The 4,839-nt window shown below is 56.1% G+C and carries 1 protein-coding gene and 2 pseudogenes; 2 read left to right on the forward strand and 1 reads right to left on the reverse strand.

All coding sequences use genetic code 11. From position 1 onward, the window contains the following. A pseudogene (locus tag C487_RS09415) lies at positions 1-662 on the forward strand (PD-(D/E)XK nuclease family protein); the annotation flags it as partial. Continuing rightward, positions 659-3,631, forward strand: a complete 2,973-nt coding sequence (locus C487_RS09420) for a UvrD-helicase domain-containing protein (protein WP_006185514.1) — start codon at positions 659-661, stop codon at positions 3,629-3,631. The pseudogene C487_RS09415 and the gene C487_RS09420, both read left to right, overlap by 4 nt. 238 nt (positions 3,632-3,869) lie before the next feature. Here the strand turns inward: C487_RS09420 and C487_RS09425 are convergent. Beyond that, positions 3,870-4,748: pseudogene (locus C487_RS09425) on the reverse strand (cell division control protein Cdc6); the annotation flags it as partial. Positions 4,749-4,839: the final 91 nt, after the last annotated feature.

The following is a 4,839-nucleotide window of genomic DNA, read 5'->3' on the forward strand; positions in this document are numbered from 1 at the left end:
CGCTGTGCTACCTCACGTACTGGCGACGACAACGGCCCGACGGACGTCTCGAGTTCACGTTCTTTCACTTTCTCGAAACGCTCGACGACATCGTCACCGGGGACGGCTCTCTTGAGGACTGCCTGACGACGGTGACGTACCATCCGGTCGCGTTCGACGAGTTCGTCCAGTCCCGAACGGTCTTCGATGAACTCCGGGACGATGCCGCTAACAAGTGCAACAAGACGTTCTCGAAGACTGACTACGAGACGTATCTGTCCGTCTTCGAGACCCACGACGTTCCGAGAACGCGAGACGCTGACAAGATGGCCGACTCCCCCTTCGGCGAAGTGCTCCTTGAGCGCCTGATCAACGACGTCGGAGATTACAAGTACGTCAGAAAGGGCTGTATGCAAGCGTTCAGACATCTCTGCAGTTATCGGAAAGAGAGATACTTCGTCGAAGATCTCGACGCGTTCGAGCGCTTCGTCGACGAGCAACTCAAGGAGTTGAACTACTATCGTCGTGGCGAGGGCCGTTTCCCGGTCGACGGCCGCGCTGGCGAACCGAACTACCGCTACGTGGACAACCGCGATATGCTTCTAACCAAACCTCGATCCACTCGAAATGACTTACAGAATCCGACTACTACCGAAGATCAGGACGCGGAGGTGCGGCGATGACGACACCGGTCGAAGAGCGGTCAGCAGACGAGACGCCGTCGCCGAACGACCGGCAGCGAGAACTCATCGAGAGCACAGACGGACTGTATCTCGTCGACGCCGGCGCTGGGACTGGCAAGACGTTCACGGTGACCCGACGCTACGCGAATATCGTTACCCAGCCTGACGTCGAACCCGACGATATCCTCCTAATCACGTTCACACGCAACGCGGCGACGGAGATGAAAGAACGAATCGTCGCCGACTGTGACTACGATATGCGNCCCGACGATATCCTCCTAATCACGTTCACACGCAACGCGGCGACGGAGATGAAAGAACGAATCGTCGCCGACTGTGACTACGATATGCGGGCGCTCAACGACGCGCCGATTCAGACGTTCCACAGTCTGTGTAACGACATCCTCGATCAGCACGGCTTCCACGCGCCGTCCTATCTCGGGATCGATGACGCGATCACCGGCTCGACGCAGATCCTCGAGAACGAGACCATTGAAGGGGAGTACTTCCAGGAGTTCATCAATCGATTTAGTGACGACCACGACAAGTACGCCGACCTGCTCCGGTGTCTCTCTGATCCGACGGAACTGCTCGACCTGATCAACAACCTCGCATCGAAAGGGATCTTTCCGACCGCGGACGGCTGGTATCGCGACGGCAGGGAGGAGCTCAAGGGCGACTTTGAGGCGTTCAAGGAGGCGTTCGACGAGGTGAATCGACCGCGAAACGGCGGGAGCAAGCAATCAAAGCTCCGATCGCGTCTCAGTGACTACGGGAAGAACAAGTGCTACCTGCCCGACGCTCCCGATCGGAGCGAACTCCGCGGCGAATACGGATTGAAGGCTGTCCCGGAGGATGTCGCTAAACGGGTCTTCACTGAAGACCGCGACCACCTCATCGAGTTCATCCATGACATCTACTTCGAGTACCTCGAGTTCGCACTCGGACGAAACTACCTGAACTTCTCGTTCCTCCAGCTATTCGCGTTCGTGCTGTGCCGTGAGGACGGTGATCTTCGCGCAGAACTCGAGTTCGAGTACGTGATGATCGACGAGTTCCAGGACTCGAGCGAGATTCAGTTCAAACTCGCGTTGCTCCTGTCGGGCACGGACAATGTCTGCGTTGTTGGCGACTGGAAACAGAGCATCTACTCGTTCCAGTACGCGGCAATCGAGAACATCACCGAGTTCGACTCCCGGTTGAAACGCTTCGCCGACGAGCTGAACGATGACCACGATGATCGGGTTTCGTTCCCGCTCGATCCCGTCACGACGATCGAACTCGACCGTAACTACCGCTCGACGCAGTCGATCCTGGACTTCTCCGAGCACGCGCTCGTGACGCCGGGCAGCAGCAACGAGTCGGTCGATCGAGAGTCGGTCCTTAAGGACGTCGTCTCACTGACCGCACACACGGACCGAGATCACTCGCAGATCGAGGCCGTTCAGCACGCCGACGAGCACGAGACGATCCTCACGAAGATCCAGGAGATCGTCGGCAATGACGAGTACGCGCTCGAAGATGACGGTGAGTTGCGACCGCCGACGTACGGCGATATCGCTGTCCTCACCCGAACCCGTGATTTCGGCCGCGAGTTGCTCTCCACAGCCGAGGGGTATGAGTTCCCGATGGCCTACGAAGGGGGGATCGAGCTCTTCCGGACCGATCAGGCGAAGCTGCTGCTGGCGTGGCTGCGTATCCTCGAAGACGATGCGGATGCCGAACGGGGCTGGGCAGTCGTGCTCGAACGGGCCGGCTATACACTCGACGAGATCGAGTATATCCTCGATCATGACGCCTATCCCGACGAAATGGAGGCATTCCGCACTGAACTGTCGACGCTCGAGACCCACACGGCGGTCACTCGCCGCGTGTTCGATCGCTACGGCTACGACGGGGCGACAGCGGACGTCGTCCTCACGACGATCCAGTCGATCCATAGCTCAACGACGATGACGCGGGGCGACCTAACTCGAATTATCGAACGGGGGATCGAGGACGGCTACACCGAAGAGGTGCAGGCCGCCGCCGGCGCCGATTCGGTTACTGTCCAGACGATCCACTCGGTCAAGGGACTCGAGTACCCGATCGTGATCCTCGGGAATATGAACAGCGGCAAGTTCCCGCCCGGCGGTGGCTCCGACGGCACGATCACATACTCCGAGGCAGCCGGGCTCCGCCAGCGAAAGTGCTACGCCGAAGCCCACGGTGACCCCCATATCTACGACAACTGGCGAGCCGACGTTCTCCGAAAGTGCCAACCGACTGAGCACGACGAGGAACGGCGCCTCCTCTACGTCGCGATGACGCGGGCGGAAAATCACCTCCTGTTTGCAGGAGGCGACGAACCGAATACCTTCCTCGAGGAATTGCCAGTCGACGTCGAATCGCTCGAACCCGCTGTTTCGGCAGTCAATGTCGATGAGGAGAGTCACACGCAACTCGACGTCGATGTCCCCGATCCAGCGAGTCCGAAAGGGTACTCACCACACTCGCTCATGGATGACAGCATCTTCGAGGACGTTTCGGGCGGAAGAGGGATGGATTTCGGCTCACAGGTTCACGAATTCGCCGAGGACTATGCGCTCGGCAAGGACGTGACACCTACCAGTGACGACGAAGAACATATCGAACCGTTCCTCGACAGTCTGTCAGGAGAGTTGCGCGTTGAGGAGCGAGCATACCTCCCGCTCGAGGTCGGCGGTGAACGGATCACGCTCTCCGGGATTATCGACCTGGTTCACGTGACCGACGACGTCGTCGAGATCGTCGACTTCAAGACCGATCTGAGTCGTCACGCCGAGTCCGAGTATCGAATCCAGCTCAGCGTCTACTACCATGTCCTCGAAGACTGGTTCAGTGATCGTTCGATCACTGCGTCAATCTTCTATACAGCTGAGGATACTCGAGTAGAGATCGATCCGTTGTCGAAAGCAGAACTCGCAACTATAGCTGAAGAACAGCCGTAACAAACGCTACTGGATACTACTAACAATTCAGCCATACCCCATATTTCCGTCGTAGCTTCCGACCCCCCTCGTTTCCGTCGTTTCCATACCCCTCCCCGAACTTCCGTCGTTTCCGTCGTAGTGTAAACACTTCAGTACACCCCGAGTTTCCGTCGTAATTTCCCACCCCCCTCGTTTCCGTCGTTTCCGTACCCCACCCCACATTTCCGTCGTATATTCTTATAAAATATCCTGAAAATTACTTGTCGTCCCAATTTTGCATTCGAGTGTCCTCTAAGATGGTTTCACGGACCACTTGGGGATCTTCGATTAAGCGATTCTGAAGATGGATACCACCTGCGCTCCCTTTATTGATCTTCTCAATCTCGAGGACACCAAGAAACGCCTGTTCCTTTAGGATATCTCGAAACCGGCGAACCGAGAGAATATCCATATCGAGGTGATCACAGATCTGTTCGTACTGATCATAAACGCGACTCGTGAGGAACGCATCATCATCGGAATTAACGCTGAGTTCGGTCAGTGCAAGTAGTGCAGCTTTTGCCTGTGTTGGCGCGCCGTTAACGAGTTCTCTGAAGCGATCTTTTTCAGCGTGCTGTTGGGCTTGACGGACGTGTTCCTCTCGTACTTTCTCGGCGCCGGTTTCGTAGGCGACCTCACCAGCGTGGCGGAGGATATCGATCGCCTTTCGAGCGTCGCCGTGTTCCTGTGCAGCAAACGCAGCAGAGAGGGGAATAACATCGTCGGAAAGAACGTCATCTTGGAAGGCGTCTGCTCGATTATGCATGATCTCTCGAAGCTGGTTCGCGTCATAGGGTTTGAAGAATAGTTCCTTGTGCTGGAAGCTGCTTTTGACGCGTTCGTTCGTGTTATCGACGTACTGAATCTTGTTACTGATTGCAATAATGCCGATGCTACAATCGATTTTCCCCGCCTCCTCGGCCCGAGAGAGTTTCATCAACAGGCTATCGTCGTTCATCAGATCGATCTCATCGAGGATAATAATGACCGAATCGAACTGTGCATCGAGTATTTGCCAGAGGAGTTTATAATACTTCGATGTGCTGAGACCAGTGTGAGGAACAGTTGTATCCGTAATATCTTCGTCGTTTAGTTTCAGTACCTCACAAAGCATCCGGAGCTAACTGATGCTGGATCGTGAGTTACCGACGAACCAAAGCTGGATTTGTGTTCTGAAGATCCATTCC

Source organism: Natrinema pallidum DSM 3751 (assembly GCF_000337615.1).
GTDB lineage: Archaea > Halobacteriota > Halobacteria > Halobacteriales > Natrialbaceae > Natrinema > Natrinema pallidum.